Origin of the sequence: Actinosynnema sp. CA-299493, assembly GCF_050946825.1 — a bacterium.
Lineage (GTDB): Bacteria > Actinomycetota > Actinomycetes > Mycobacteriales > Pseudonocardiaceae > Actinosynnema.
In genome coordinates this window covers 5,661,044-5,686,550 of the sequence record NZ_CP191993.1, presented here as the reverse complement: position 1 = coordinate 5,686,550, position 25,507 = coordinate 5,661,044, and the positions used below count along the sequence as shown (strand labels likewise).

The window sequence follows — 25,507 nt, the reverse complement described above, 5'->3', positions numbered from 1 at the left end:
GTAACACGTTCCGGCAAGCGTGGAGAAGCGATGTTCGGTAATTCGCAGCGGGACCGGCGGCTTCGGCTCACCGGGCGGTATGCCGCCAATCGGCGGTTGCCCCCGCACGGGTGGCGCTGGAAACGTCGGTGGCCCGACTGACGCATTGGGCACCAATATCCGTAGTCGACTGGCGGAATTACGCATGGATGTCGAGCACTTGTCGCCCGCGAACGTCAACGACCTCTTCACGGCACGTGCGCTCGCCGATCCCGACCACACCGCGGTGGTGTGCGGCCGGGAGCGGCTGACCTTCCGCGAACTCGCCGCGAGGGTCGACCGCGCGGCCGGCGGCCTGCACGGCGTGCGCCCGGAGGACCCGGTCGGCCTGCTCCTCGAACGCGGTGTGGACGCGGTCGTGGCGCTGCTGGCCATCCTGAAGGCGGGCGGCGCGGTCGTGCCGCTGCCCGTCGACCTGCCCGACGCCCGGCTGGGCGACCTGCTGGCCGACGCCCGCGCGGCGGTCGTGCTCACCCGGAAGCCGCTCGCGCACCGGCTGCCCGACGTCCGCACCGCCTTCATCGAGGACGACCACCCGCCGGCGGTGGCGCCGCGCGTCACGCCCGACCACCTCGCCTACGTCCTGCACACGTCCGGCTCGACCGGCCGCCCGAACGGCGTCCTGGCCACCCACCGTGGCCTGCTCGCGCTGTTCGCCCACCACGAAGCCGATCTCTTCGCGAACCCCGCGCGGCTGAAGGTCGCCCACACCGCCGGGCTGGGCTTCGACGCGATGTGGCTGCCGCTGCTGTGGATGCTGGCCGGGCACGAGGTCCACGTGATCGGCGACGACGTGCTCGCCGACCCCGGGACCCTGGTCGACCACGTCGTGCGCACCGGGATCGACGTGCTGGACGAGACGCCGTCACGGCTGCGCGAACTCCTGCGCGCCGGCCTGCTCGCCGGCGACCGCCGACCCGGGATCGTGGTCACCGGCGGCGAGCCGGTCGACCCGGACCTGTGCGCGAGCCTGGTCGCCGCGGGCGTCACCGCGTACAACGCCTACGGCACGACCGAGGTCGCGGTGGAGAGCCTGCTGTGCCCGGTGACCGAGGTCGACCGCGCGGTGCTGGGCCGCCCGATCGCCGGCGCCCGCGCCCACGTGCTGGACGCCGACCTGCGCCCGGCCGACGAGGGGGAGCTGTACCTGGCCGGTCCCGGCCTGGCGCGCGGCTACCTCGGCCGGGCCGGGCTGACCGCCGCGTCGTTCGTCGCCGACCCGCACGGCCCGCCGGGCAGCCGGATGTACCGCACCGGGGACCTGGTGCGCCGCCGCGCGGACGGCCTGCTCGACCACCTCGGCCGCACCGGCGGGCACGTCAAGGTGCGCGGTGCGCGGGTCGACCCGGGCGAGGTCGAGGCGACGTTGCTGCGGCACCCGGACGTGTCCGCCGCCGCCGTGGTGCTCAGGGACGCCAGGCTGGTCGCCTACGTCGTGGCGGACCACCCGCCCGAGGCGCTGCGGTCGTTCCTCGGCGGACTCCTGCCCGCACCGGCGGTGCCGTCGCTGATCGTGCCGCTGGCCGCGCTCCCGTTGACCGCCAACGGCAAGCTCGACCGCCGCCACCTGCCGGAGCCCCGGCGCACCGGACCCGTGACGCCGCCCCGCACCCCGGCGGAGGAACGGGTGGCCGCCGTGTGGCAGGACGTGCTGGGCGTCGACCGGGTCGGCGCGCACGACGACTTCGTGGCGCTGGGCGGCGACTCCATCCTGGCCATGCGGGTCGTCGCGGCGCTGGACCGGGACCTGCCCGCGCGACGGGTGTTCGCGCTGCGCACGGTCGAGGCGCTCGCGGCGGAGCTGTCCGAGGACCACGACCGGCCGCGGGTCCCCGCCGCGACCGGGGAAACGTCCGCGCCGCTGTCGTTCGCCCAGGAACGCCTGTGGTTCCTGGACCAGTTCGCGCCCGGCGGGGACGAGTACACCACCACGGCGGGGTTCCGGCTGCGCGGCGACCTCGACCTGGACGCCCTGGGCGCCGCGCTGACCCGGCTGGTCGCCCGGCACGAGCAGCTGCGCACCACGTTCCACACCGTCGACGGCCGCGGCACGCAGGTCGTCGGACCGCCCTACGAGGTCCGCCCGGTGCTGGGCGACGAAGCCGACCTCGCCGACTTCGTCGCCCGGCCCTTCGACCTGGGCGCCGGACCGCTGCTGCGCACGGCCGTGTTGGCGGGACGGGGCGAGCACCTGCTCGTGCTGTGCCTGCACCACATCGTCACCGACGGCTGGTCGATGGGCGTGCTGGCCGACGAGCTCGGCCGGTGCTACTCCGCCGCGGTGCGCGGTGGAGCAGCCGACCTCGCGCCGCTGCCCCTGCGCTACACCGACTTCGCCCGCCGGCAGCGCGCCGGGCTGACCGGGGCCGTGCTGGACGCGCACCTCGCGCACTGGGAGCGGCGGCTCGCCGGGATGGCCGTGCTCGACCTGCCGACCGACCGGCCACGCCCGCCCGTGCGGACGTCGGCCGGCGCGACCCACCGCCGCACCGTGCCGCCCGACGTCGCCTCAGGGCTGGCGGAGCTGGGCCGCACCCGCGGCGCGACGCTGTTCACCACGCTCGTCGCGGCCACGCAGGCGTTCCTGGCCCGCCTGAGCGGTCAGCGCGACATCGCCGTCGGCACGGTCACCTCAGGCCGCGACCACCCCGACCTGGCCGGCCTCGTCGGCTTCTTCGTCAACACCGTGGTGATCCGCTCGCGGGTCGACCCGCGACTGTCCTTCCTGGACCACCTGGACCAGGTCAAGGCCACCGTCCGCGACGCCCTCGACCACGACGGGGTCCCGTTCCACCGCTTGGTGGAACTGCTGCGGCCCGACCGCGACGCCGGCCGCTCGCCGCTGGTCGACGTGGTGGTGGCGTTGCAGAACGCGCCGGCCGAGCCGCCCGTCCTGGCCGGCCTCGACGTGGTGGAGTTCGACCCGCCGCGCAACGCCGCCGCGTTCGACCTGACGCTCGAGTTCACCGGCGACGCCCACGGCCTGCACCTGGCCGTGGAGCACAGCACCGACCTGTTCGACACGGCCACCGCCACCCGGCTGGTCGACCGGTTCCTGGTGCTGCTCGCGGACGTCGCCGCCGACCCGGGCCGACCGCTGTCCCGGCTGCGCCTGCTCGCCCCCGACGAACGGCGGCGGGTGCTGCACGACTGGACCTCCGGCGCGTCGAGCCCGGACCGCACGGTCACCGGCCGCTTCGCCGAACGCGTCGCCGAACGGCCCGACGCGGTCGCCGTGACCTGCGACGGCACGTCCCTCACCTACCGCGAGCTCGACGCGGAGACCAACCGGTTGGCCAACGGCCTGCTGGCCGACGGCGTCCGGCCGGAGGACCGCGTCGGCCTGTGCGCGCCGCGCGGTCTGCCCGCCATCGTCGCGCTGCTCGGCATCCTCAAGGCGGGCGCCGCGTTCGTGCCGCTGGACCCCGGCTACCCGCCGACCCGGCTGGCCGACATGATCGCCGACTCCGGCGCCGGCCTGGTGCTCGCGCCCGCCGACCTGCGCGACCGGCTGCCCGCCGACGTCGAGGTCGTCGACCCGGGCTCGCACGCCCACCGCCCGGCCCACGCGCCACCCGTCGTGGTCCGGCCGCGCAACGCCGCCTACGTCATGTTCACCTCCGGCTCCACCGGCCGCCCCAAGGGCGTGCTGGTCGAGCACCGGTCGGTCGCCCGGCTCGCCGAGGACGACCCGTTCCCGATCGGCCCGCACGACGTGGTGGCGCAGTGCTCCACGCTGTCGTTCGACGCCTCCACGTTCGAGATCTGGGCCGCGCTGCTGTCCGGCGCCCGGCTGGCGGTGTCCTCGGGCACCCTGCTGTCGGGGGACGACCTGCGCGGGTTCATCGCCGCGCACGGCGTCACCGTGTTGTGGCTGACCGCCGGCCTGTTCCACGAGGTCGCCGCCGCCGACCCCGGCGCGTTCGCCGGGTTGCGCCAGCTCGGCAGCGGCGGCGACGTGATCTCGCCCGAGCACTGCGCCGCCGTGCTGCGGCACGTGCCGGACCTGCGGATCGTGGACGGCTACGGCCCCACCGAGGGCACCACGTTCGCCTCCGCGCACGTGGTGCGGCCGGCGGACCTGACGGGCCGGCTGCCGATCGGGCGGCCGGTCACCGGCGCCCGCTGCTACGTGCTGGACGAGAACCTCGACCCGGCACCGATCGGCACGCCCGGCCAGCTGCACGTCGGCGGCACCGGCCTGGCGCGCGGCTACCTCGGCCACCCCGGGCTGACCGCGCGGCGCTTCGTCGCGGACCCGTTCGGGGACGGTGGCAGGCTCTACCGCACGGGTGACGTGGTGCGCTGGACCGCCGACGGGCTGCTCGAGTTCCTGGGCCGCGCCGACGACCAGGTCAAGATCCGCGGGTTCCGGGTCGAGCCGGGCGAGGTCGAAGCGGCGCTGCGCCGCCACCCGGACGTCGTCGAGGTCTTCGTCGTGCCGCACGAGCACGTGCCGGGGCACCGGCAGCTCGTCGCGTACGTCGTCGCGGGCGTCGACGCCGACGAGCTGCGCGGGTTCCTGGCCGACCGGCTGCCCGCGCACCTCGTGCCCGCCGTGTTCGTGCCGCTGCCCGCGCTGCCGCTCATGGTCAACGGCAAGGTGGACCGCAAGGCCCTGCCGCCACCACGCGCGCGCTCCACCCGGGCCCACGTCCCGCCCACCGGGCCGCACGAGGAGGCGCTGGCCCGCGCGTGGGCGGAGGTGCTCGGCGTCGAACGGGTCGGCGCGGACGACAACTTCTTCGCCCTCGGCGGCGACTCCATCCTCAGCATCCAGGTGGTGTCGCGGGCACGGGAACTCGGCGTGTCGGTGACGCCCCGGGACGTGTTCCTGCACCAGACGCTCGCCGGGGTCGCCGCGCACGCCACCACCGGGCGGACCGCGCCCGTGGAGCCCGCGACCGGCGCCGTGCCGCTGACGCCGGTCCAGCGCTGGTTCCTGGCCACGTCGTCCACGCCGGCGCACTTCACCCAGTGGGTGGAGGTCGAGCTGGAACCGGACGTGGACGTCGTGGCGCTGCGGGCGGCGGTCGAGGCGCTGCCGGTCCGGCACGACCTGCTGCGCGCGCGGTTCTCGCTGGTCGACGGGCGTTGGGCGCAGCACGTGCCGGAGGAGGTCGGCGACGTCTTCTTCGCCGAGGTGGAGCCGGAGTTGCCGCCGGCCGGCGGACCGCTGTTCCGGGCGGTGCTGTCACCCGGGCGGCTGGTGCTGTCGGCGCACCACCTGGTCGTGGACGGCGTGTCGTGGCGGATCCTGCTGGAGGACCTGGCCACCGGCTACGGGCAGGCCGTCGCCGGGGAGGACGTCGACCTCGGCCCGAAGACGACCTCGTTCCGCGAGTGGGCGCGGCGGCTGCGGTCGCACGCCGAGGCCGGTGGGTTCGCCGAGCACCTGGGGTACTGGGAGACCGCGGTCTCCGGGGCGGTCGCGGACGCGGTGGAGCTGCCCGAGCGCACGGTGACGGTGCGGCTGCCCGCCCGGGAGACGGCCGCGTTGCTGCGCGGCGCTTCGGCCGCCTACCGCGCCGGGGCCGAGGACGTGCTGGTCGCCGCGATCGGGAAGGTGCTGTCGCGGTGGAGCGGGCTGGACCGCGTGCCGCTGGAGCTGGAGGGGCACGGGCGGGAGGAGGACCTGTTCGCCGGGGTCGACCTGTCCCGCACGGTCGGCTGGTTCACCGCCCTGTTCCCGTTCACCGCCGAGGCGCCCGGCCCCGACTGGGGTGCGGCGGTGCGGGCGGTGAAGGAGCGGTTGCGCACCGCGCACCGGCACGCGGTGAGCCACGGCGCCCTGCGGTGGCTGACCGCGACCCACCCCGCCGACCACCGGCCGCTGGCGCGGGTGAACTACCTGGGGCGGTTCGACGCCGTGTTCGCGCGCGTGCCCGGCGGCATCCGGTTGGCCAAGCCGCCGACCACCGCGCCGCGCCTGGACGTCACGGCCGCCGTCACCGCGTCCGGCGAGCTGGAGGTCGAGTGGGCGCACGCGCCGGACGCGCACCCCACGCCGGTGGTGGCCCGGCTCGCGCAGGACGTGCTGACCGCGTTGCGGGAGATCGCCGCGCACTGCGCCGGGCCGGGCGCGGGCGGCGTCACGCCGTCGGACTTCCCGTTGGCCCGGCTGGCGCAGGAGGAGCTGGACCGGATCGCGGGCGACGGGCGGTCGGTCGAGGACGTGTACCCGCTCACCCCGGTCCAGGCCGGGATGCTGTTCCACAGCCTGTCCCAGCCGGGCGCGTACGTCGAGCAGCTGCACCTGACCCTGCCCGACGCGTCACCGGACGGGTTGGCGCGGGCGTGGCGGCGGGTGGTCGCCGCGATACCGGCGTTGCGCACCACCGTGGTGTGGGAAGGGGTGCGCTCGCCGGTCCAGGTGGTGTGGCGGTCGGTCGAGACGCCGATCGCCCGGCACGACTGGGACGAGCCCGACGAGGAGCGGTGGCGGCGGCTGCTGGCGGAGGACCGGGCGGCGGGGTTCGACCCGTCGACGTCGTCGACGCGGTTGACGTTCGTGCGCACCGGCGATCGGACCGTCCGTCTGCTGTGGACCTTCCACCACCTGGTGCTGGACGGCTGGAGCGCGTTCCAGGTGCTGTCGGAGGTCTTGGGCGAGCCCCGGGCGCGGCGGTCGTTCCGCGACCACGTGGCGCGGGTGTTGAGCCAGGACCCGGGGGAGGAGCGGTGGCGGGCGGCGCTGTCGGGGTTCCGCGGGTCGACCCCGCTGCCGTACGACCGGCCGCCGGACCGTGCGCACCTGTCGTGCTCTTCGGCCGTGTGCCAGGTCGAGGCGCCCGACGGCGTGCGTGCGTTCGCGCGGCGCAACCGGTTGACGTTGAGCACCGTGGTGCAGGGCGCGTGGGCCTTGCTGCTCGCCCGGCACGGCGGCACGCGTGACGTGTGCTTCGGCTTGGTGGTGTCGGGGCGGACGCCGGACCTGCCGGGCGCGGACACCGTCGTGGGAATGCTGGTCAACACCGTGCCGGTGCGGTTGCGGGTGGAGGCCGAGGACGTGCCGGGCTGGTTGGCGCGCGTGCAGGCGGAGGGCCGGCCGCCCGAGCACGCCGCGTTGACCGACATCCGGCGGTGGGCGGGGTTGCCGGCCGGGACGCGGCTGTTCGACAGCGTCGTGGTGGTGGAGAACTACCCGGTGGACCAGGACCTCGCCGCCGTGGACGTGCAGGCGGTGGAGAACACGAACTACCCGCTGCACCTCGTAGTGCAGGACGCCGAGCCGCTGGTGGTGCGGCTCGGCTACGACCCGGCTCTGTTCGACGCGACCACCGCGGCCGGCTTGGCGGAGGAGTTCGTCGCGCTGCTGGCCGGCCTGGCGGACACCTCGCTGCCCCCGGTGGCCGACGACGAACCGCCCGCCCGCCCGCCGGCCGCCGCCGGTCCGCCGCGGTTCGCGCCGCCGGCCACGCCGGGCGAGCGGGCGGTCGCGGAGGTGTTGGGCGAGGTGCTCGGGGTGGCGCGGGTCGGGCGGGCGGACGACTTCTTCGCGCTGGGCGGCGACTCCATCCTCGCCATCCGGGTCGCCGCGCGCCTGCGGCCGATCTTCGGGCGCACCGTGCCGCCCAGGACCCTGTTCGACCACCCGACGGTCGGCGCGCTCGCCGCGGTCCTCGGCGCGACCACCGCCGAGGACGACGAAGCGCGGGACTACCAGCTGTGACGACGGAGGCCGCAGTGCGGGACGAGGACATCGCCATCATCGGGGTCGCCACGCTGCTCCCCGGCTCGACCGGGCTCGACGACCTGCACCGGCTGTTGGCAGGGGGCGCCGACCTGGTCGGACAGCCGTCGCCGACCCGCGTGCGCCACACCGGCGGCCACCCCGGCACCCGGTACCTGCCCATGGCCTACCTCGACCGGATCGACGTGTTCGACCACCGGTTCTTCGGCATCTCCCGCCGCGAGGCCGAGATGATGGACCCCCACCAGCGGCTCCTGCTCCAACTCGCGCACGAAGCGATCGAGAACGCCTGCCTGGCGCCCGGCTCGCTGCGCGGCTCGCGCACCGCCGTCGTGCTCGGCCACTCGCAGTCCGACTACGAGACCCTGTACCAGGGCGACGACCCGCACCAGACGCTCGGCGCGCTGTCGGCGTCCTCGGCCGCCCGGATCTCCTACCACCTCGACCTCACCGGACCGGCGTACGTCGTCGACACGGCGTGCAGCAGCAGCCTCACCGCGCTGGCGGGCGCGGTGGACGCGTTGCGCAAGGGCACCGCCGACCTGGCGCTGGCGGGTGGGGTCAGCGTGCGGCCGGTGCTGTTCACCGAGCAGACCCACACGCCCGTGCGCGGCGTGGAGTCCACGGACGGGCACTGCCGGCCGTTCGACGAACGCGCCACCGGAGCCACCGCGGGCGAGGGTGGCGCGGTCGTGCTGCTGCGCCGGTTGCGCGACGCGGTGGCGGCGGGCGACCCCATCCGGGCGGTGGTCAAGGGCATCGCGGTCAACCACAACGGCCACCGGATGGTCGGGCTCAGCGCGCCCAGCCGCGTGGCGCAGACCGAGGTGCTGCACCAGGCCTGGCAGGACGCCGACGTCGACCCGGCGACCGTCGCCTACGTCGAGTGCCACGGCTCGGCCACACCGCTCGGCGACGTGATCGAGGTGGACGCGCTCCGCCAGGCGTTCGCCGACGCCGGCGTGCCCGCGCCGGGCGCCGCCATCGGCTCGATCAAGGGCAACGTCGGCCACCTCGACGGCGCCGCCGGCATGGCCGGCCTGCTCAAGGCGCTGCTGTCCGTGCGGCACGGGGAGCTGTACCCCACGGCGCACTTCGAGTCGCCCAACCCGATGCTCGACCTGTCCGGACCGGTGCACGTCAACCCCGGGCTCCGGCCGTGGCCCGAGCGCGACGGCGTGCCGCGCCGGGCGGGCGTGAGCGCGCTCGGCATGACCGGGACCAACGTCCACGCGGTGCTGGAGCAGCCGCCCGCGCAGGCGTCGCCCGAACCGGGGTCCGGTGTCGAGCTGGTGACCGTGTCGGCGAAGTCCGCCACCGCGTTCCAGGCCTACTGCGACCGCCTCGCCGACTTCGTCGAGCGCACCGGGCACGGCCTGCGCACCGTGGCCCACGCGATGAACCGCGGCCGGGACGACCACCCGTACCGCGGCGCGTTCCCGGTCGAGAGCCCGGAAGAGCTGGTGAAGGCGCTCCGCGACGCCGTGCCGCCGGACGAGGCCGCGCCCGAGGACCGGCCGGTCGTGGTGCTGCTGTCCGGTGACGCCGCGCCGGACGAGGGGACGTGGGCGGAACTGGCCGCCGAGTTCCCCGCGCTGGCCGGCGTGACGCTGCCCGCGACGCCCGCGGCCCGGCTGGTCGTGGCGCAGACCGCGTTGCTCGGCCTGGCCCGGGAGCTCGGCGTGCGGGACGCGCACCTCGTCGGCTCCGGCGCCGGCAACCTGGCCGTCCGCGTGGCCCGGGGTGAGCTGTCCGTCGAGGACGCCATCGCCACCGCCGCGGAACTGGGGTTGAGCGGCGAACTCGACCGCGACCGGCTGGCCCGGGTCGTCGAGCGGTTCGCCGCCGACCGGGCCGTGCTGGTCGACCTGGGCGGCAACGGCGTGCTGACCCGCGAGATCCGCCGACTGCGGCCGGACCTGCCGTGCGTGGAGCTGTTCGCCGTGCCCGGGCGGCGCGGCGTGCTGCGCCAGCTCGGGGCGCTGTACCGGCTCGGCGCGCGGATCGACTGGGACGCCCACTACGCCGACACCGCCATCCCGCGCATCGAGGCGCCGACCTACCCGTTCGAGCAGGTGCGCTGCTGGTGCCGCCCGCTCGGCCCGGTCGAGGACACCCGGCTGCGGCCGGTGCTCGCACACCCCCGTCCCGCCACCGGCGCGACACCCGAGGCCCGGGTCGCCGAGGTGTGGCAGGAGGTCCTGGGCGCGGAGGACCTGACACCGGACTCGGACTACTTCGCCCTCGGCGGCACGTCCATCGCCGGGATCAGCGTGCTGCGCGCGCTCGAACGGGACTTCGGCGTGCACCCGACGTTCGCCGACCTCTACGCCCACCCCACCGTCCGGGGGCTGGCCGCACGGGTGGCCGAGCTGACCGCGGCGGGCGGCACGGTCACGTCCGCGGTGCTGGAGCCGGTGCCGCGCGGCGGCGCGCTGCCGGTGTCGTTCGGGCAGGAGCAGCTGTGGTACCTCGACCGGCTCGACCCGGGCACCCCGCTCTACAACATCCCCCACGACCTGCGGCTGACCGGCCCGCTGGACGAGACGGCGCTCGTCGCGGCCGTGCGCGGGGTGCTGGCCCGGCACGAGGTGCTGCGCACCCGCATCGAGGCCGATGACGACGGCGTGCCGCGGGCGTACGTGCGGGAGGAGGAACCCGAGGTCGTCGTGCTCGACCTCAGCGCGTTGCCGGAGGTCGAACGGCACCGCGAGGCGCGGCGGGTGGTCGACGCCGAGGCACTGCGCTCGTTCGACCTCGCGGCGGGGCCGTTGGTGCGGACCACGGTGCTGCGCCTGGCCGAGCAGGACCACGTGCTGATGTGGAGCTACCACCACATCGTCTTCGACGGCTGGTCGCCCACGGTGTTCTTCCGCGACTTCACCGAGCTGTACCAGGCCGCGCTGACCGGTCGCGAGCCGGCGCTGCCCGAGCTGTCGGCCCAGTACGCCGACTTCGCCGAGTGGCAGCGCCGCCGGTTCGCCGACGGGGAGCTGGCCGACGGGCTGCGGTTCTGGCGGTCGGCGCTGGCGGGCCTGCGGTCGCCGGAGCTGCCGCTGGACCGGCCGCGGCCCACCACGCGCTCGTTCGAGGGCGGGATGGTGGAGTTCGAGGTGGGCGCGCGGGACGCCGAGGCGGTCCGGGCGTTGAGCAGGCGGCTGGGTGTGACCACGTTCGTCACCATGCTGGCCGTGGTCGACGTCCTGCTGCACCGCTGGGGGCGGCTCACCGACGTGGTGGTGGGCGTGGCCACGTCCGGGCGGGTCGACCCGGCCTCGCACGACCTGATCGGCTACTTCAACAACGTGCTGCCGTTCCGCACGCCGGTGGGCGGCGAGCTGCGGTTCCGCGACCTGGTCAAGCGCTGCGCCCGCACCGTCGCCGACGTGCTCGACCACGAGGAGGTGCCGCTGGAGAAGATCGTCGCCGACGTGCTCGGCCGCCGGGACCCGGGGCGGCACCCGCTGTTCGACGTCGTCTACACCTACCAGAACGTGCCGCAGGCGACCGCCGAGCTGGCCGGCCTGCCGTGCTCGCGGTACCTCGACGGCGCGATCGCGGGCATCGCGCCCGGCACCGCGAAGTTCGACCTGACCGTCGGCGTGGTGGACCAGGGCGAGGGGCCGATGAGCGGCTACCTGGAGTACGTGGCGGCGCTGTACGACCGGGAGACGGCCGCGCGGCTGGCCACGTGGCTGCCCGCCCTGGTGGCACGGGTCGTGGCCGATCCCGACGTCCTGCTGGACGACCTCGCGGTGGTGACGCCCGAGGCCGTGGTGACACCCGAGGCCGTGGTGATGCCCGAGCGCTTGGAGGCGCGTGTGACGAGCAACGGTCCGGCTCGGGCGGTGGAGGTGCTGAGCGCGATCTGCGCGGACCTGCTCGGCGCGGCCTCCGTGTCGGCGAGGGACAACTTCTTCGCGCTGGGCGGTGATTCGGTCCTCGGCGTGCGGGTGGCGGCACGGGCGGCGAAGGCGGGGGTGCACATCACACCGCAGCAGTTGCTGCAACACCCGACGCTGGGTGAGCTGGCGGCGGCGGCCGTGGTGGACGGCGAATCCGCCGTGCCGGCCACCAGTGTCGCGGTGCCCGGTGTCGCCGTGCCTGGTGTCGCCGGGCTGAACGCGGCGGCGTCCGGCGGGGCGGTGGCGGGCGGTGTGGTGCCGGACGGTGCGGTGCCGGACGGTGCGATGGCGGCGGTCGCGGTGCCGGACGAGCGGTCGATCCCGTTGACGCCGATCATGCGCGATTTCCTGGACCACCTGCCCGACCGGCGCGGCGACTTCGTCGAAGTGCACGTGCTGGAGCTGACCTCCGCCGACATCACCGCTGACGTCGTGCGCACCGCCGTGCGACACCTGGTCGCGCGGCACGAACCGCTGCGCTACCGGTTCCGCCGCAACCTCGTGGGCACGCGGGCGGAGTGCGTCGCGGACGCCGAGGTGCCGTTCGACGTGGTGTTCCTGCCGCCGGGTGACGAGCGGGACGTGGTCGAGGCGGACTGCCGGGCGTTGAAGGACGACCTGGACCTGGAGCGCGGGCCGCTCGCCCGCGCCCGGTACTACGAGCGCGGGCACCGGCGCGGTGGGCTGCTGGTGTTCTTGGTGCACCACTTCGTGTTCGACAACATGTCCACCGTCGTGCTGATGGACGACCTCGACGTGCTGCTGGGCGAGGTGGCGGCGGGCCGCGCCGCGACGAACCCGCCCGCGCCGGCCGGGTGGCGGGAGTGGGCGTGGCGGCTGCACGACCTGGCGGCGTCCGACGAGGTGGCGGGGGAGTTGGGGTACTGGACGGCGGTCCTGCGCGAGGGCGCGTCCTTCGGCGTGCTGGAGGGCGCCGGCGGCGAGGGCCTGGTGAGCCGGTCGATCGAGTCCGCCGGGGGGCCGGGAGGTGCCGGCGGCGAGGGCTCGGTGAGCCGGGCGGTCGGGGTGTCGGCGGGTGTCGGTGGTGGGGGTTCGGCCGCGGCCACCCCCGACACGGCGGCGTCCAAGCGTGAAGTCGCGTTGTGCGCGGTGGCGTTGGGGCTGGCCCGGTGGCGTGGTTCGGCGGGCGCCTACCTGACGGTGGAGGGGGAGGCGACGCCGAACGTGTACCGGCCCGCCGGGCGCGGACCGTCCATCGGCTGGTTCACCACCCTGCACCCGGTGGCGCTGCCGGTGGCCGGGAGCGCGCACGACGCGCTGCGACTGGTGGTGGACCGCGCCCGGTCCGTGCCGCACGACGGCGTGGGGTACGGCGTGCTCCGCCACCTCTCGCCGCACGGGCCCGCCGTGTCGGAGCTGCGGGCGCTGCCCGAACCGCGCGCGCTGCTCGTGCACGTGCCGGGCGACATGGCGGCGTTCGACTCCGGTGTCGGGTTGCTGCGGACGCGCTGGGACCTGTCGGTGAACCTGAAGCGCGCCATGACGTCCTGGTTCCCGTTGATCATCGCCGTGTCGGAGCGGGAGGGCGAGGTGCGCCTGGAGATCAACAGCCTGGTCGACTTCGGCCAGTCCGAACTGGAGGCCCTGGCGGACGAGATCACCGCCGGCTACCGGGAGCTGGCGTGATCGCCCTCGCGGGCTCGGGCTGGTGCCTCGGCGACCCGGTCCCCCTGCGGCAGTTGCCGGAGTGGGCGGAGCTGGACGACGCGGAGCGGGCCGTCGGCGAGGCCCTGGGCATCGAGAGCGTCGCCGTGGCCGAAGCGGGGGTCACCGACCTGGCCGCGGTGGCGGCACGCCGCGCCCTGGCCGCCGCCTCCCGGTCGGAGGCCGACGTCGACGTCGTGATCACGGTGGAGGCACGGGCGCCCGAGACGCTGATCAGCTCGGACGCCACCCGGCTCCAGGCGGCCCTGGGCGCACGGCGCGCGATGGCGTTCTCCGTCGGCGGCCTGGGGTGCGCGTCCCTGACCCCGGCCCTGATGACCGCCGCCGGCCTGCTGCGCGACCCCGACGTGCGGACCGTGCTGGTGGCGCACGGCAGCAAGCCGGCCACCTCCCGCCGCTACCGCCACCCGGTGACGGTCAACGGCGACAGCGGCGGCGCGCTCGTGCTCACCAGGACCGGTGACACGCGCATCCGCGACGTGCTGCTGGAGACGAACGGCGACTACGCCGACCTGTTCCGGGTGCCCTACCGCGACCGCCCGTTCGACAAGTGGCGCGAGGAGTGCGCCGATCCGGTCACCTACTCCTTCCGACTGGCCGTGGAGACCCGCAACCGCCTGCGCGACCTCACCTCCCGCCTGCTCACCCGCAACGGCCTGACCACGGCGGACGTGACGTGCTTCGTGGCGCAGAACCTCTCCCGCCCCTCGCAGCACAACTACGCCGAGATCCTGGGCACGCCGCTGGCGCCGTCGTGCGCCGAGAACCTCGCCCGCTACGCGCACCTGGGCCCGAACGACACCTTCCACAACCTCCACACCACCACCGTCCCGCCGGGCAGCCGCGTCGTCCTGCTGGACGCCAGCCCCGCCGCGGCGTGGAGCGCGGTCCTGGTGGAGACGGGGACCGGGCCGGACGAGACCCACCTCCTGTAGCCGCCCGCCGCACGCTGCCCGCCGCACGCTTCGCGCCTCAGCCGACCAGGATGCCGACCTCGGCGCACGCGGCGGCGACGTCGCCCGCGCACAGGTCGGCCGCCTTGATCGCGTTCTCCGAGACGGCCACCTGGCGGACGTTCTCGCGGGTGACGAGGTCGGCGTGCCCGCCGAGGCTGATCCGGTCGCAGTTGACGACCGGTATCCCGGCCGCCTTCGCCTTGGCCTCGACCGCGACCCCGCCGGCCCGGCTCAGCGGCGTGGTCATCAGGACGTCGACCCGGCGCGCGATCATGTCGTCCGCGATGGCCGCGAACCCGGCCTCGTCGTTGTCGGCCTGCTCGATCAGCGGCTCCACCCCGGCGAACCGCAGCGCCCGGGCGATCACCGCAACTCACGACGAACATCATGACCACTGTGCAGGAGAGCGCTCTCCGAGCGTGCATCGACAACTCCGGCGATTACTGGCGGAAGGTGGAAAAAGGATTTCAACCGCCGTTCCCCCGGTCACGTCAAGCACCAATACGATCCGCGTCCGCGAGGTGACGCGATGGTGTTCCGAATAACCGAGACCCGGTAAATCGCGGGAATTTACCGGGAATCCCGGGCGCGCGTCAGGTGTGGATGACCAGACCCCGGCCGCCGTCGCGCTTGGCCTCGTACATGGCGTTGTCGGCGCGGCTGAGCACGGACGCGGCGGTGGCCTCGGGGTCGGGATCGGCGCAGATCACCACGCCGACCGACGCGCTGATCTCCTCGCCGAGCACGTCGAGGATGCGGAACGCCACCTTCTCCGGCTCCTCCAGCCCCTCCACCAGGACGCCGAACTCGTCACCGCCGAGCCGGGCCACCACGTCGGTGTCGCGGACGCACTGCCGCAGCCGCTGCGCCACCCGTTCGAGCATCGCGTCGCCGTGCGCGTGGCCGGAGACGTCGTTGACCGCCTTGAAGTCGTCCAGGTCCACGAACAGCAGCCCGAACGGCGTGCCGTCGCGGTGGTGCTCGGCCATCGCCTCGTCCAACCGGCGCTCGAACAGCGCCCGGTTGGCCAAGCCGGTCAACGGGTCGTGGTGCGCCTGGTGCGTCAGGGTGCGCTCGGACTCGCGCAGCAGCAGCACGAGCTTCGTGTTGTCCACAAGGGTCACCAGCTGCCGCAGGATCACCGCGACGAACACGGTGAAGCCGCAGCCGATCTCGACCGCGTCCAACGGCCCGAGGTCGCCGATGATCGTGCGCCGCAGCACCAGCACGCTGCTGACCAGTAAGGGCACGTACGGCATCAGCAGGTACGCCCACTGCCACGGCCGCCGGACGCGGCTCGGGCCGGTCGCCGACGTCGGCAGGGGCGCCAGCGCGGCCAGCGCGATCAGCGCGGGTCCCACCACGAACCCGGCGTTGGCCAGCGGCGGCACCTCCGGCGCCTGGACGCTGACCAGGTAGGCGAACGCGAAGTCGGACGCGGCCAACGCGACCAGGCCGAGCCCGAGCAACCGCAGCTGCGGTCGCAGCACGACCTTGCGGTCCGCGCTCAGCGCCACCACGATCACCAGCAGCACCAGGTCCGTCACCGGGTAGGCGATGGCCACCAGGAACGCCGACGAACCCGGGTTCCCGGCCGCGACCAGCCCGCCGAGCGACGTGGTCCAGGTCAGCACGAACAGCGACCCGACCACGATCAGGCCGTCCAGCAGCAGCACCAGCCGGGCGCCGCGGGACCGGCGGTCCAGCAGCGCGTCGGGCGAGTCCGACCGGCGGAAGTTGCCGATGACGAGCAGCGCCACGAACGCGAACGGCACGATGCTGAGGTAACCGGCGTCCGCCGGGGACGGTGACGGCACCGCGCGCCGCTCGACCAGCTGGTACCACGTCCACAACGCCTGACCGGTGGACCAGCCCGCCATGCCGAACCCCGTCGCCAGCCGCCAACGGCGGTCCGGCCCGGTCGCCCGGCGGGCAGTCCACCAGCAGCAACCGGTGGCGAACAGGCCGGTGGCGAGCTGGGCGAGGTCGTCGAGGACCACCGCGCCCTCGCCCTTGACGATGTCGAAGCTCGCGGCCACGGACGCGGCGGTGGCCAGCGCCAGCACGACCGCGGCCGTGACGGCGAACCTCCTCGTCCCGATCACGTCGGTCAGTGTGCCGCATTCCGGTGCCTTCGGCCGGGTCACCTGGGAGGATCGCCGGGTGGCAGAGCAGGAGGTTCCCGTCGCCGCCGACGTGGCGACGGAGCAGGAGTACGAGCGGTTCGCCCGGCACCGGATCGGCGACTTGGGAGGCGACGCGGACGCGTTCGGCCTCTCCTACAACGTGCTGCACCTGGCGTACATGATGATCACCGACTACGAGGCCCTGGTGCACCGCGAGCAGGGGTGGACCATGCCTGGGTTCCGGCTGATGTTCAAGCTCTGGATCCTCGGCCCGACCCAGCCCGCCCGGCTGGCCGACCTGTCCGGCACGACCAGGTCGGCGATGTCCAACCTGATCAACACGCTGGAGCGGGCCGGGCTGGTCGAGCGGACCAGGGACGGCCAGGACCGGCGGGTGGTGTTCGTGGCGCTCACAGAGGAGGGCCGCTCGGCGGTGTCGCGCGTCTTCCCGCACCAGAACGCGCGCGAGGCGCGGTGGTTCGCCGTGCTGGACGAGGACGAGCGCGCTCAGATGGTGCAGTTGATCCGACGAGTGGCCGCCGCCCGGCCCAAGTGACCCGCGCACCGGGTCGACCAAGCCGCGTGGCCGGACCACGCTGTCCGGCCACGCGGGGAGGGCGTCCCCGACCGCACGGCGCTGTGCGGCCGGGAACGAGTCACACGAGCGGCCGGTCGGTCGGCTCGATCGGCCTGGGCAGCACGGCGCGGCCCGTCAGGTAGGCGTCCACGCCGGCGGCGGCCGAGCGGCCCTCGGCGATGGCCCACACGATCAGCGACTGGCCGCGGCCCATGTCACCGGCCACGAACACGCCGTCGACCGAGGTCGCGAACTCGTCGTCGCGCGCCACGTTGCCGCGCGCGTCGAGGTCGACGCCCAGCTCGGTGAGCAGGCCGTCCTTCTCCGGGCCGACGAAGCCCATCGCCAGCGTCACCAGCTGCGCCGGGATCTCCCGCTCGCTGCCGGGCACGGGCTCGAACCGGCCGCCGGACGCCTCGACCTCGACCAGCTTCAACGCCCGCACCGCGCCCTCGCCGTCGTCGAGGAACTCCGCGGTGGACACCGAGTACAGGCGCTCGCCGCCCTCCTCGTGCGCCGACGTGACCCGGTACAGCATCGGGTAGGTCGGCCACGGGTGCGCCTCGGCGCGCTTCTCCGGCGGCCGGGGCATGATCTCCAGCTGCGTCACCGACAACGCGCCCTGGCGGTGGGCCGTGCCGACGCAGTCCGCGCCGGTGTCGCCGCCGCCGATGACGACGACGTGCTTGCCCTCCGCCGTGATCGGCGGCGCGTCCAGCTCGCCGCGCGCCACCCGGTTCGCGCCCGGCAGGTACTCCATCGCCTGGTGCACCCCGGCCAGCGCGCGGCCGGGCACGGGCAGGTCGCGCCACGCCGTCGCGCCGCCGGCCAGCACCACCGCGTCGTAGGACTCCCGCAGCTGTTCGACCGTGACGTCGACGCCGACGTTCACGTTCGTCCGGAACTCGGTGCCCTCGGCCCGCATCTGGTCCAACCGGCGGTCCAGCCGCCACTTCTCCATCTTGAACTCGGGGATGCCGTAGCGCAGCAGCCCGCCGATCGCGTCGGCCCGCTCCAGCACCGTCACGTCGTGCCCGGCCCGGGTGAGCTGCTGCGCGGCGGCCAGACCAGCCGGCCCGGACCCCACGACGGCCACCGAACGACCGGTGCGCGCGGCCGGCAGCTGGGGCGTGACCCAGCCCTCGTCCCACGCCCGGTCGATGATGGAGATCTCGACCCGCTTGATGGTGACGGGATCGCCGTTGATCCCCACCACGCACGCGGCCTCGCACGGCGCCGGGCACAACGTCCCGGTGAACTCCGGGAAGTTGTTGGTGGCGTGCAGCCGCTCCGAGGCTTTGCGCCAGTCGTCGCTGAACACCAGGTTGTTCCACTCGGGGATCAGGTTCCCCAGCGGACAGCCCTGGTGGCAGAACGGGATGCCGCAGTCCATGCACCGGCCGGCCTGCTTCTCCAGCTTGGGCCGCTCGAACTCCTCGTACACCTCGCGCCAGTCGCGCAGGCGCAGGAACACCGGACGGCTGCGCGGGGTCTCCCGCTCGGTGGTGAGGAACCCACGAGGGTCAGCCATGAGACGCCTCCATGATCGCTTCGTTGACGTCCCGGCCCTCCAGCACGGCCCGGGCCTGTGCCGCCAGCACCCGCTTGTAGTCCTTCGGCATGACCTTGGTGAACCGGTCCACCGCGAGGTCCCAGTCGGCCAGCAGCGCGTGCGCCACCGCCGAGTCCGTCTCCAGGTAGTGCTTCTCCACCGCGTGCCGAAGGAACTCGCGGTCCGCCTCGTCCAGCGGGTCCAGGTCCACCATCTCGGGGTTGACCCGCGGCACGGCCACGTCCAGCACGTAGGCGATGCCGCCGGACATGCCCGCGGCGAAGTTGCGCCCGGTCGCGCCGAGCACCACCACCCGGCCACCGGTCATGTACTCGCAACCGTGGTCGCCGACGCCCTCGACGACGGCCAGCGCGCCCGAGTTGCGCACGCAGAACCGCTCGCCGACCTTGCCGCGCAGGAAGACCTCGCCGCCGGTCGCGCCGTAGCCGATCACGTTGCCGGCGATGATGTGCTGCTCGGCGGCGAACTGCGCGTCGGGCACCGGCCGGACGACGATCCGCCCGCCCGACAGGCCCTTGGCCACGTAGTCGTTCGCGTCGCCGATGAGCCGCAACGTGATGCCGCGCGGCACGAACGCGCCGAACGACTGCCCGGCCGTGCCGGTGAACGTGACGTCGATCGTGTCGTCGGGCAGGCCCTCGCCGCCCCACCGCCTGGTCACCTCGGAGCCGAGCATGGTGCCGACGGTGCGGTTGACGTTGCGCACCGGCAGTTCCAGCCGCACCCGGTCGCCGGAGGCGATCGCGCCCTCGGCGAGCTGGATCAGCGTGTTGTCCAACGCCTTGTCCAGACCGTGGTCCTGGGAGGTGGTGCGGTGCCGCGCCGCGCCCTCGGGCAGCGACGGGACGTGGAAGATCGGCGACAGGTCGAGCCCGGCCGCCTTCCAGTGGTCCACCGCGGCCCGCGTGTCGAGCAGGTCCGCGTGCCCGACGGCCTCGGCCAGGGTGCGGAAGCCCAGCTGCGCCAACAGCTCCCGGACCTCCTGCGCGACGAACTCGAAGAAGTTCACCACGTGCTCGGCCTTGCCCGCGAACTTCGCCCGCAGCACCGGGTTCTGCGTGGCCACGCCGACCGGACAGGTGTCCAGGTGGCAGACCCGCATCATGATGCAGCCCGACACGACCAGGGGAGCGGTGGCGAAGCCGAACTCCTCCGCGCCGAGCAGCGCCGCGATCACCACGTCGCGCCCGGTCTTGAGCTGGCCGTCGGTCTGCACCACGATCCGGTCGCGCAACCGGTTGGCCAGCAGCGTCTGCTGCGTCTCGGCCAGGCCCAGCTCCCACGGCCCGCCCGCGTGCTTGATGGAGGACAGGGGGGAGGCGCCGGTGCCGCCGTCGTGCCCGGAGATCAGCACGACGTCCGCGTGCGCCTTGGACACCCCCGCCGCGACCGTGCCGACGCCTACCTCGGAGACGAGCTTCACGTGGATGCGCGCCGCCGGGTTGGCGTTCTTCAGGTCGTGGATGAGCTGCGCCAGGTCCTCGATCGAGTAGATGTCGTGGTGCGGCGGCGGCGAGATCAGGCCGACACCGGGCGTGGAGTGCCGGGTCTTGGCGATCCACGGGTACACCTTCGCGCCGGGCAGCTGGCCGCCCTCGCCGGGCTTCGCGCCCTGCGCCATCTTGATCTGGATGTCGTCGGCGTTGACCAGGTACTCGCTCGTCACGCCGAACCGGCCGGACGCCACCTGCTTGATCGCCGAACGGCGCGAGTCGCCGTTGGCGTCGGGCGTGAACCGCTCCGAGTCCTCGCCGCCCTCACCGGTGTTGGACTTCGCGCCCAGCCGGTTCATCGCGATGGCCAGCACCTCGTGCATCTCCTGCGAGATGGAGCCGTAGGAGATGGCGCCGGTGGCGAACCGCTTCACGATGGACGAGACCGGCTCGACCTCCTCGATCGGCACCGGCTCGCGCACGCCCTCCTTGAAGGCGAACAGCCCGCGCAGCGTCATCAGCCGCTTGGCCTGCTCGTCCACGCCCCGCGTGTACTCCTTGAAGATGTCGTACCGCCCGGTGCGGGTGGAGTGCTGGAGCTTGAACACCGTCTGCGGGTTGAACAGGTGCGCCTCGCCCTCGCGGCGCCACTGGTAGTCGCCGCCGACCGCCAGCTCGCGGTGGTGCGCCCGGACGCCGTCGGCCGGGAACGCCACCCGGTGCCGCCGCGCCACTTCCTCGGCGATGACGTCGAAGCCGATGCCGCCCAGCCGCGAGGTGGTGCCGGTGAAGCACGTGTCCACGACCTCGTCGCCGAGGCCGATCGCCTCGAAGATCTGCGCGCCGGTGTAGGACGCCACGGTCGAGACGCCCATCTTGGACATCGTCTTGCGCACGCCCTTGCCCAGCGCCTTGATCAGGTTGCGGGTCGCCACCTCGGGCTCGACGTCCGGCAGCTCCTCGACCGACGCCATGGCCAGGTACGGGTTCACCGCCTTCGCGCCGTAGCCCACGAGCAGCGCGATGTGGTGCACCTCGCGGGCGTCGCCCGCCTCCACGATCAGGTCCACCTGCGTGCGGGTCTTCTCGCGCACCAGGTGGTGGTGCACCGCGCCGGTCAGCAGCAGCGACGGGATCGGCGCGTGCTCCTGGTCGACGCCCCGGTCGGACAGCACGACGAGCCGCGCGCCGTCCTCGATCGCCCGCGACACCTCGGCCCGGATCTCGTCCAGCCGCCGCACCAGCGCCTCGCCGCCGCCCGCCACCTCGTAGAGGCCGCGCACGGTGAACGTGCGGAACTCCGGCAGCGTGCCGTCGTCGTCCACGTGCACGAGCTTGGCCAGCTCGTCGTTGTCCAGCACGGGGAACGGCAGCGAGATCCGGCGGCACGACGTGGCGTCCGCCGACAACAGGTTCGGCTCCGCGCCGAGGGTGGCGTGCAGCGAGGTCACCAGCTCCTCGCGGATCGCGTCCAGCGGCGGGTTGGTCACCTGGGCGAACAGCTGCGTGAAGTAGTCGAACAGCTGCCGCGGCCGGTCCGACAGCGGCGCGAAGGGCGCGTCGTTGCCCATCGAGCCGATCGGTTCCGCGCCGGAGCGCGCCATCGGGCGCAGCAGCAGCGCCATTTCCTCTTCCGTGTAGCCGAACGCCTGCTGGCGGCGGACCAGGGACGAGTGCGTCGGCACCTCGCGCTCACGCGCCGGGAGGTCGGCCAGGTGCAGGATGCCGTCGGCGACCCACTCCTGGTACGGGTGCTCGGCCGCGAGCTGCCCCTTGATCTCCTCGTCGTCGATGATCCGCCCCTGGGCGGTGTCGACCAGGAACATCCGGCCCGGCTCCAGCCGGCCCTTGCGCACGATCGTGGCCGGGTCGAACTCCAGCACGCCCGCCTCGCTGCCGAGCACGACCAGGCCGTCCTCGGTGACCCAGTACCGGGCCGGGCGCAGGCCGTTGCGGTCGAGCACCGCGCCGATCAGCGTGCCGTCGGTGAAGGCCACCAGCGCCGGGCCGTCCCACGGCTCCATGAGCGTGGAGTGGAACTCGTAGAACGCGCGCCGTTGCGCGTCCATCTCGGCGTGGTTCTCCCACGCCTCGGGGATCATCATCAGCACCGCGTGCGGCAGGCTGCGCCCGCCCAGGTGCAGCAGCTCCAGCACCTCGTCGAACGTCGCCGAGTCGCTGGCGCCGCGCGTGATGACCGGGAAGACCCGCGACAGGTCGCCGGGGATCAGGTCGGTGGCGAGCACCGACTCGCGCGCGTCCATCCAGTTCCGGTTGCCGCGCAGCGTGTTGATCTCACCGTTGTGCGCCACGTACCGGTACGGGTGGGCCAGCGGCCACGACGGGAACGTGTTGGTGGAGAACCGCGAGTGCACCAGGCCGATCGAGCTGGTGACCCGCTCGTCGGTCAGGTCGGGGAAGAACTTCTCCACCTGGGGCTCGGTGAGCATGCCCTTGTAGACGATCGTCCGCCCGGACAGGCTCGGGAAGTACACGTCGGTCGCGTGCTCCACGCGCTTGCGCACCACGAACGCCAGTCGCTCCAGCTCCAGCCCCTCCGCACCGGGTCCTCCCGGCCTGCTGAGGAAGAGCTGGCTGAACACGGGCATGGTGGTCTTCGCGGTCGGACCGACGTGGTCGGCGTCGACCGGCAGCTCGCGCCACCCGAGGACGGTCGCGCCCTCCTCGGCGGCGATGCGCTCGACTTCGGCCTTGACCTCGGCCTGACCCTCCTGGGGGAGGAACGCGGTGCCGACCGCGTAGCCGCCGGGCTCGGGCAGGGGGAAGCCGACGACCTCGCGGTAGAACGCGTCGGGCACCTGGATCAGGATGCCCGCGCCGTCACCGGTTTCGGGTTCCGCGCCGCGGGCACCCCGGTGTTCGAGGTTGCGCAGCGCGACCAGAGCCTGGTTGACGATCGCGTGGTTTCTGCGACCGGCCAGGTCGGCGACGAACGCGACACCGCAGGCGTCGTGCTCGTACTGCGGGTCGTAAAGGCCGGGAAGCCTGTTTTCGGCAGGCTTGTGGTGGTGGGTCACAACGGGCCCTCCCGTGGCGTCGTCCGGGCATACGGAGACGGCCGAACGCCCGCGCGCGGCTTTACGCGGACAGCTCGGCCTGCAGGTACTGGCTGTGGATCCACGCCCGAGAGATCTTCGGCGTGGGTTCCGCACTCCGTTGTGCGGGAGAACTGCACTTGCTCGTGCGCGCCTCGCGGCCGGATGGGGCCGTTCGGGAGCGCTTGGCGGTGCACCGGGATTGCCGGGGTCTTGTGACGATAGTGTGAATTCGCGGTTATGGCTCTAGTCCGACAGGGCGTCGTGGTGAATCACACCACCACTTGACGCCGTTGCGACCAACGCGGTACACCCGGTCGGTCTAGAGTTTCGCTTATTTTCGTAGCTTCAGTGCAGGGTGAAGTCAGCGGTTGGCCCTTCTGGAGGCCCGCCCGCACCCGACCGCGACGACGAGGCACAGTGCCGCGAGCGCACCCTGCCACCACGCGGCCTCGCTCACGGCCAAGATCACGTTGACGCCCGCGACCAGCGCGAACAGCGCGGCCAGCAACGCCCAGAGCCGCCGCTCGGCCTTCTCGCCGCGCAGGACGAGCAGGGATGTCGGTGGGTGGATCACGGCGTGCACCTCCGGTCCGGGGCTGTCGCACTCGTCGGCGACAAGTCGGCTGCGTGTACCCGCACTTTGCGTACCTCACACCTCCGGGTGGCGACTTTCTGCCGCCGACCCCGGAGGGTGTGTGCGGAGCGTGATCGTGGTCAGCCGAGCGCTACTCCGAACAGGAGACCGACGTAGTACGTGACGATCATCGTGAGCGACCCGACGACCACGTTGCGGCGCACCGCGCGGCCCACGTGACTCGACCCGAGGCGCGCGCTGACCACACCCGTGAGCACCAGGCCGACCAGCACGGCCGCCGCGCACGCCCACACCCGCCACCCCGTCGGCGGCAGCACGATCGCGATCAGCGGGATCAGCGCGCCGGCCGCGAACGCCACCAGCGACGCCCACGCGGCCTGCCACGGGCTGGTCAGGTTGTCCGGGTCGATCTGCAGCTCGGCCTCGGCGTGGGCGCGCAGGGCGTCCTGCTCGGTCAGCTCGCGGGCGACCTGCGCGGCCAGCTCCTCGGACAGCCCCTTGTCCTGGTAGATCCCGGCGAGCTCGCGCTCCTCCTCCTCGGGCATCTCGCGCAGCTCGCGTTCCTCCAGCTTGAGCGCGGCCCGCTCGGTGTCCCGCTGGGTGCTGACCGACACGTACTCGCCGCCCGCCATCGACAGCGAGCCCGCGACGAGCCCGGCGACACCCGCCGCGAGGATCGTGGCGCGGTCGGCCGTGGCGCCCGCGACGCCGACCACGAGTCCCGCCGTCGACACGATGCCGTCGTTGGCGCCGAGGACACCGGCGCGCAGCCAGTTGAGGCGGCCGGAGAGGTCGTCGTGGTGCGCTTCGCCCGGGTGCGTCATGACCCTGATCGAACCACCACGCGGCTAACGGGTGGCGTCCCGCCCGCGAACGGGTGAAGGGCTGGACAGCGCGGGTGTTCCGCCCGTCGGGGCCCGGGTGATCGACTCCCGGCTGACGAATCGGGGGAGTGGTGGCCGGCAGGCGCGCGGTGCCGTCCGGGGTCGGCGCGATGGTCGTCCGGTGGTCGGTTCGGTCGCGGCCGGCGTGCCGCCCGGTCCCGTCCCGTGCCGCCCGACGGCCCATCGGGCGGTGCGCCGAGCGGTGCGCGTGAACGCCGGTTGACCAGCCGGTGCCGCTGGGCCACGCGCCGACGCCGAGCCCGCAGCTGTCGGCCGGGTGGTCGGCCGGTCGGCCGGTCAGCCGGTTTCCACGATCCGCCACTGCGGTCCGCCGACCCAGGTGGCCTCCAGCCGGGACCGGTGGCCGGCGGCGCTGGTGAACTCGACCACGACGGCGTCCGCCGGCTGTTCGACGGTGGCGGCGAAGCCCTGGCGCGGTGCGGCCGAGATGGGCTCGATGTCCTTGGCGGAGAAGCTGATCGCGGCGACGCCCCCGCGCAGGGTGAAGCTGCGGAGGTAGACCGGTTCGCCGTTGCGCTCGGTCCACGTGCCGTTCTCCGACGGCAGGGGTTGGGTGGTCGTGGTGGTCGTCGTCGGCGTGACCGTCGTGGTCGTGGTGGTGGGCGCCACCGTCGCGATCACCGCGACCGTGGTCGTCGTGGTGGTGGGCACGGCGGTGGTGGTCGTCGTGGTGGCGCTCGCGACGGCCGACGACTGCGTGGGTCCGGCGACGACGCGCGGCCGTTCGGGTGCGCCCGCGTCCAGCACGAACCGGATGCCCAGCCACGACAACGCCACCGCCACCGCCGTCGACGCCGACCACGCGGCGAAGTACTGCAGGCCCCTGGTCACGCCGCCATCCTGCCGGCGTCACCCACCCCACCGCGCGAGTCCTGCGTTCAGGACGCGAGAGTCCTACGTTCAGGCACCCCGAGTTCAACGCTCACGACGAGCGGTCGGTGGCTGAGTGTTGAACTCGGG

At 73.8% G+C, this 25,507-nt stretch carries 11 protein-coding genes; 4 read left to right on the top strand and 7 right to left on the bottom strand.

What is annotated here, in order from left to right:
* Positions 1–184: 184 nt before the first annotated feature.
* Genes ACQPYE_RS23735 through ACQPYE_RS23725 form a run of 3 tightly spaced genes read left to right on the top strand, consistent with a single transcriptional unit; the run spans position 185 to position 14,258 of the window.
* On the top strand, positions 185–7,711 hold the full coding sequence (locus tag ACQPYE_RS23735) for an amino acid adenylation domain-containing protein (RefSeq protein ID WP_498714583.1): 7,527 nt from the start codon (positions 185–187) through the stop codon (positions 7,709–7,711).
* Positions 7,712–7,725: 14 nt separating this feature from the next.
* A complete protein-coding gene (locus ACQPYE_RS23730) occupies positions 7,726–13,284 on the top strand; it encodes a condensation domain-containing protein (RefSeq protein ID WP_498714582.1) in 5,559 nt (1,852 codons plus the stop codon).
* Positions 13,281–14,258 carry a 3-oxoacyl-ACP synthase gene (locus ACQPYE_RS23725; RefSeq protein WP_498714581.1) on the top strand — a complete coding sequence of 326 codons (978 nt, stop codon included), beginning with the start codon at positions 13,281–13,283 and terminating at the stop codon, positions 14,256–14,258. Before ACQPYE_RS23730 ends, ACQPYE_RS23725 begins: the two co-directional genes overlap by 4 nt.
* 37 nt (positions 14,259–14,295) lie before the next feature.
* Here ACQPYE_RS23725 and ACQPYE_RS23720 read toward each other — a convergent pair whose 3' ends face one another.
* Positions 14,296–14,646 (bottom strand): substrate-binding domain-containing protein, encoded by a 351-nt coding sequence (locus ACQPYE_RS23720; RefSeq protein WP_498714580.1) that lies wholly within the window; start codon positions 14,644–14,646, stop codon positions 14,296–14,298.
* 226 nt (positions 14,647–14,872) lie between these two features.
* Complete coding sequence (locus ACQPYE_RS23715; RefSeq protein WP_498714579.1) at positions 14,873–16,384, bottom strand: diguanylate cyclase domain-containing protein; 1,512 nt, start codon at positions 16,382–16,384, stop codon at positions 14,873–14,875.
* Between the two features lie 58 nt (positions 16,385–16,442).
* Between ACQPYE_RS23715 and ACQPYE_RS23710 the strand changes: the two genes are divergently transcribed.
* Positions 16,443–16,961 (top strand): MarR family winged helix-turn-helix transcriptional regulator, encoded by a 519-nt coding sequence (locus ACQPYE_RS23710; RefSeq protein WP_498714578.1) that lies wholly within the window; start codon positions 16,443–16,445, stop codon positions 16,959–16,961.
* Between the two features lie 100 nt (positions 16,962–17,061).
* Here ACQPYE_RS23710 and ACQPYE_RS23705 read toward each other — a convergent pair whose 3' ends face one another.
* The 5 genes from ACQPYE_RS23705 to ACQPYE_RS23685 form a co-directional block, all read right to left on the bottom strand.
* The gene (locus tag ACQPYE_RS23705; RefSeq protein WP_498714577.1) at positions 17,062–18,513 is read right to left on the bottom strand and encodes a glutamate synthase subunit beta; all 1,452 of its coding nucleotides are present in this window, start codon (positions 18,511–18,513) and stop codon (positions 17,062–17,064) included.
* On the bottom strand, positions 18,506–23,026 hold the full coding sequence (gltB, locus tag ACQPYE_RS23700) for a glutamate synthase large subunit (protein ID WP_498714576.1): 4,521 nt from the start codon (positions 23,024–23,026) through the stop codon (positions 18,506–18,508). The genes ACQPYE_RS23705 and gltB overlap by 8 nt, the downstream gene beginning before the upstream one ends.
* Positions 23,027–23,408: 382 nt before the next feature.
* On the bottom strand, positions 23,409–23,621 hold the full coding sequence (locus ACQPYE_RS23695) for a hypothetical protein (RefSeq protein WP_498714575.1): 213 nt from the start codon (positions 23,619–23,621) through the stop codon (positions 23,409–23,411).
* Positions 23,622–23,761: 140 nt separating this feature from the next.
* Entirely contained in the window at positions 23,762–24,466 is a 705-nt protein-coding gene (locus ACQPYE_RS23690; protein WP_498714574.1) for a VIT1/CCC1 transporter family protein, read from the bottom strand.
* A gap of 357 nt (positions 24,467–24,823) precedes the next feature.
* The gene (locus ACQPYE_RS23685) at positions 24,824–25,378 is read right to left on the bottom strand and encodes a hypothetical protein (RefSeq protein ID WP_498714573.1); all 555 of its coding nucleotides are present in this window, start codon (positions 25,376–25,378) and stop codon (positions 24,824–24,826) included.
* Positions 25,379–25,507: the final 129 nt, after the last annotated feature.